Source organism: Streptomyces sp. NH27 (genome assembly GCF_056859195.1).
In genome coordinates this window covers 1-4,724 of sequence record NZ_JACEGK010000583.1, presented here as the reverse complement: position 1 = coordinate 4,724, position 4,724 = coordinate 1, and the positions used below count along the sequence as shown (strand labels likewise).

Below are 4,724 nucleotides of genomic sequence, written 5' to 3'. Positions count from 1 at the left end.
TACGGCTGGAGGTGCGCCGCACACTGCGCGACGGCGGGTACGCCGTGATGGGCGTGGTGATGCCGGTGGCGATGTACCTGCTCTTCACCAACCTCGGGGTGGGCGGCGACGCCGACTTCAGGGGCGACTACGCGCAGTACTCGATGATCGGGATGGCCGCGTACGGGGCACTGGGCGCGGCGCTCGCGGTGGGGTCGGGGGTCGCGGAGGACCGCGGGCGCGGCTGGCTACGGCAGTTGCGGGTGACGCCGCTGCACCCGGTGCAGGTGGTGGCCGGGCGGGCGCTGACCGCGGGCGTCACCGTACTGCCGGCGATCACGGCGGTGCTGGCCGCGGGCGGCCTGGTCAACGGCGTGCGGCTGGCGGCATGGCAGTGGCTCGCCGTCGCCGTGCTGCTGTGGCTGGGCACCATCCCCTTCACCCTGCTCGGCCTCGGCAACGGCTACGCGCTGACCGGGCAGGCCACCGGCGTGGTGAGCATGGCCTGCATGATGGGTCTTTCGGTGATCGGCGGGCTGTGGATTCCGGCCGCCGCCTTCCCGCACTGGCTGCGCGCGATCTCCCGCTGGACGCCCACCGCGCGCTTCGGCGACCTGGGCTGGAGCGTCCTGGAGCACCGTGGCCCCGGTTTGGGTACGGTGGCGGTGCTCGTCGGCTGGCTGCTGGTCTTCGCCGGTTACGCCGTGCTCGCGTACCGGCGCGGGGCGCGTACCGCATGATCACCACCGCGCCGTACGAGCGGGCGCCGCACGGACCCGATGCGGCGCGGCACCGGACGGGGACGGGGATGGCGGTGGACGCGACGCAGGCGTCCGGCGCGGCGGACGACGCCGCACCGGACCACGACCAGGAACTCGACCGGGACCCGGAGCTCGACCAGGACCGGGACCGGCAGCGGACTCGGGAGAAGGACCGGGTCCAGGACACGGAATGCCGCAGGAAGATGTGGTGGCGCCGGTCCGAGCGGTTCGAGGACGAGATCGACCGGCTCAAGAAGCCGGACGGCAACGCGCTGATCCCCTGGCTGCTGATGGCGATCGGCCCGGCCACCGACGTGCTCAAGGGCCAGGTCGGCACGCCGTGGCTGGCCGGCGCCGGACTCGCCGTGTTCTGCGTGCTGTACGTGCTGACCGTGCGCTCCGCGTTCAGCGACCGCTGGGGCTCCGGGCCGGTGCCTCTGCGGCTGCTGGCCACCCTGGGCGCGACCACCCTGGCGCTGGCGATCGGCTACGGCGGCAACTTCCTGCTGCTGTTCGTGCTGGTGTCGCTGTGCGTGGGCAGCGTGGCGAGCAGCCGCCGCATCCTGGGACTGTTGCTGATGCCGACGAGCGCGGCGGCCGGGATCGTCTCCGGCCTGCACCACGAGGGCTTCTGGTCGACCACCAGCCTGTCGTACGGGACGTTCCTGTCCGGGCTGGTGGTCTCGGTGATCATCACGCTCTTCCAGGCGGTGGACCAGCTCAAGTCGACCCGGCAGGAGCTGGCCCGGGCCGCGGTCGCGCAGGAGCGGCTGCGGTTCTCCCGTGACCTGCACGACCTGCTCGGGCACACCCTTTCGGTGGTCGTGGTGAAGTCTGAGGCGGCCCGCCGGCTCGCCCCGCGCGACCTGACCGCGGCGCTCGCGCAGGTCTCCGACATCGAGGCGGTCGGCCGGCAGGCGCTCACCGAGATCCGCGAGGCGGTCACCGGCTACCGCGAGGGCAGCCTGTCCACCGAACTGGACCGGGCCCGCTCGGCGTTGACCGCCTCCGACATCGAGGTGCTGGTCCAGGAGTCGGGCCCGCCGCTGCCGCCACAGACCGAGGCGCTGCTCGGCTGGGTGGTCCGCGAGGGCGTCACCAACGTCGTACGGCACAGCCACGCCTCGCAGGCCACCATCGAGCTGCGCACCGGCGGGGGCCACACGCACCTCACCATCACCGACAACGGGATCGGCCCGGCAGCGGCCGCCGCACCCGACCCCCACCTGCCCACCAGCGCGGGCACCGGTCTGCGCGGCCTGACCGAACGCCTCGCCGCGGCCGGCGGCTCCCTGGCCTCCGGCCCGGCGCACGGCGGCGGCTTCCGCGTCGCCGCCGTCCTCCCGGTCGAGGAGGACGCCCCGCTGTAGGCCGGGGCGAGGCGTCAGGCGCGGTTGACGCGGCCGGCGACCGCGTGGGCGACGAGCAGGTAGACGGCCGCGGGCAGGCCGTAGTTGAGGACGGTGCGCCACTTCGCGTTGTCGACGGTGAACATGTCCTTCGACCAGCCTGCGAGCCAGTTCGCCGCGTGGTGGACCCAGTTGACGAGGTCGTTGGCGCGGTTCGCGTCCAGGACGAAGAAGACGATCCAGAGGATCAGGATGAGTGCAGCGATGTCTGCGGCGACAAGGATGATCACCGCGGCGGGGTTGCCGCCATACCGTCTGGCCATGGCTGTCGCATTGCCCGGTTGGGGTCGGTGAAACCTGGCGCGGACGGCGGCAGTTGTGGTGCACCTGCCACCCCCGGCGGTCGGCGGATCACACCGCCGCGCCCCGCACGTGCACCGGCCCCCGCCGCTCGTACACCGTCACCCGCCGGCCGCGGACCCGTACGTCCGACACCGTCGTGAAGTACTCCCGGAGCACGGCGAGTTTCGTCCGGTCCCGCTCTGTCGGCACCGAGCCCGCCGCACTCGCCGCGTCCGTCACCAGCAGGATGCGCCGCCGGGCCAGCATCGCGGCCCTGATCCGGGCGGGGGCGGCCTCCACGCCCGCCAACGTCCCCGACGGCGTGGGCCCCTTGACCAGGGCGACGTCCCGCAGGCCGGCGAAGGCGCCGGGGCAGACGTACGCCGTGTCGCGCCGCCAGGTCGGCACGAAGACCACCGCGTCCCCGGCCGACTTCAGCGACCGCACCTCCGCCGCGGCCGACATGACGTCGTCCACCCGGCTCGCCGGGGAGCGCTCGGCCAGCGACTGCGGGAGCAGCGCCAGCGTCGCCACCGCGATCGCGACGGGGACCAGCCGCCGCGCCCCCGTCGGGAAGCGCGACGCGGTCGCCCGCACCGCCGCGCCCAGCCCCGCACCGATCAGCAGCGCCAGGCCCAGCAGGCTGAAGACGACATAGCGGTCGAGGAACAGCGGATGGACCACGGAGACGCCGATCAGGCCGAGTTGGGGCACCGCCAGCAGCGGCAGCCCGACGGCCGCCGCCGACAGCCGGCCCACCCGCGGCCGGTCCAGGGCGGCCCCGACCGCGCCGATCGCCACCAGCACCACCGGGGCGATCAGCATCTGCCAGGTCAACGGCGGTATCCACGCCACCTGTTGGGCCTGCCCGCGGCTGAAGAGGATCAGCGGCAGCACACCCGCGGTAGCGGCCACCGAAGCCGTCACCCAGCGTGCCCACACGTCCCGCCCGGCTCGCGTCCACACCAAGGTCGCCAGGTGCGCGGGCAGGATCAGCAGCGACAGCCAGTTCAGCAGCCCGCAGACCAGGACCGCGCCGCCGTAGCCCGCCCACAGCGTCCACGGCGCCCGCCGCGCGTCCCCGCGGCTGCGCTCCAGCAAGGTCACCAGCAGGAGGGTCGAGATCCCGGCCGCGGCCGTGACCATCGCGTACGGGCGGCCCTCTTGGAGGTAGAACTGCACGGCCGGCAACAATCCGAACGTCATCCCCGCACCCACGCCCGCCCATACGCCGGCCAGCCGCCGCCCGACGACCGCCACGCAGCCGGCCGCCACCGCCATGGCCAGCACCGACGGCAGCCGCAGGGTGGTGGTACTCGCCCCGAAGCACACGAAGCACTCGTGCATCAGCAGGTAGTACAGGCCGTGCACGGCGTCGATGTTCCCCAGCATGTGCCAGATGTCGGCGGGGGACCGCTGGGCCGCCTGCCACGTCGCGGCCTCGTCCCGCCAGACGCTGTGCTGCCGGGAGATCCCCCACCACCCGAGTGCGAGCGTCCACAGCACCGGCACCGGCCAGACGGACGTGGACAGGGACACGGGTATGCGGCGCCCGAGAACGCTTGTACGAACTGTCACAAATCATTATGACGCGAAAAGTTCCGCCGCCAGTCGGCCGAGCTGCGCATTCCACATGTGGAGGTCCCCCGGGCTCCGTACGGGCGTCGTCCGCTGGCGGGCCGGGGGCGGCCGGGTGATGCTGCGGAAGCGGGTGCACTGCCCGCACACTCTCCCCCCGCCACCCGGAGGTACCCGTGCCGACCGGCTTCCCCATGCGCCGGGCACTGACCGCGCCGCTGCTGGCCGCCGCCCTTCTGGTGCTGCCCGCGTGCGGCAGCAACACCACCTCGACCGCCTCGCACGCGTCGAGCAGCAGCCCGAGCCCGACGACGAGCGCGCAGCAGCAGAAGCTCGCGAAGACCCGTTTCGCGGCGAACGCCGGGCTCGCCGCCGGGGCGGCCCACCAGTGGATCGTGAAGCCGTACAAGGCCGGCAAGTTCAAGAAGGGCACGCACGGGCGGACCGCCACGCTGATCAAGGCGGGCCTGGCCGGTACCTTCGCGTACAACCGGCTGAAGGCGGCCTCGGTGAACGCCAAGGGCGATCCGACGCTCAGCAAGCTGATGGCGCCGGTGACCGCGAGCATCACCGCGCTGAAGGATCTGCCGTCCCAGCTGCGCAAGGGCGAGAACCCGGACTCGACGGTGAGCAGCTTCGACGACGTGATCAACAACGTCAAGGACGCCGGCAAGGGCGCGGGCGCCGACGTGAAGGAAAAGGTGCCCTCGCTGTC

Annotated in this window: 5 protein-coding genes; 3 read left to right on the top strand and 2 right to left on the bottom strand. The window is 73.0% G+C overall.

The genetic code is table 11. The features are described 5' to 3' along the window. Together AC13HU_RS32440 and AC13HU_RS32435 are read left to right on the top strand one after the other, a co-directional pair. The coding region (locus AC13HU_RS32440; protein WP_483045561.1) for an ABC transporter permease at nt 1-719 on the top strand (719 nt) is incomplete at its 5' end. After that, entirely contained in the window at nt 716-2,110 is a 1,395-nt protein-coding gene (locus AC13HU_RS32435) for a sensor histidine kinase (protein WP_483045560.1), read from the top strand. The genes AC13HU_RS32440 and AC13HU_RS32435, both read left to right, overlap by 4 nt. 14 nt (nt 2,111-2,124) lie before the next feature. Here AC13HU_RS32435 and AC13HU_RS32430 read toward each other — a convergent pair whose 3' ends face one another. After that, a complete protein-coding gene (locus tag AC13HU_RS32430; RefSeq protein ID WP_483045559.1) occupies nt 2,125-2,412 on the bottom strand; it encodes a hypothetical protein in 288 nt (95 codons plus the stop codon). Between the two features lie 88 nt (nt 2,413-2,500). Beyond that, nucleotides 2,501-3,970, bottom strand: a complete 1,470-nt coding sequence (locus tag AC13HU_RS32425) for a glycosyltransferase family 39 protein (protein ID WP_483045558.1) — start codon at nt 3,968-3,970, stop codon at nt 2,501-2,503. 215 nt (nt 3,971-4,185) lie between these two features. Between AC13HU_RS32425 and AC13HU_RS32420 the strand changes: the two genes are divergently transcribed. Beyond that, nucleotides 4,186-4,724, top strand: a 539-nt coding sequence (locus AC13HU_RS32420) for a hypothetical protein (RefSeq protein WP_483045557.1), incomplete at its 3' end; no start/stop codon positions are given.

Coding starts and splice junctions, on each gene's coding strand:
- AC13HU_RS32430 (WP_483045559.1), bottom strand. CDS start 2,412: ATGGCCAGACGGTATGGCGGCAACCCCGCCGCGGTGATCATCCTTGTC.
- AC13HU_RS32435 (WP_483045560.1), top strand. CDS start 716: ATGATCACCACCGCGCCGTACGAGCGGGCGCCGCACGGACCCGATGCG.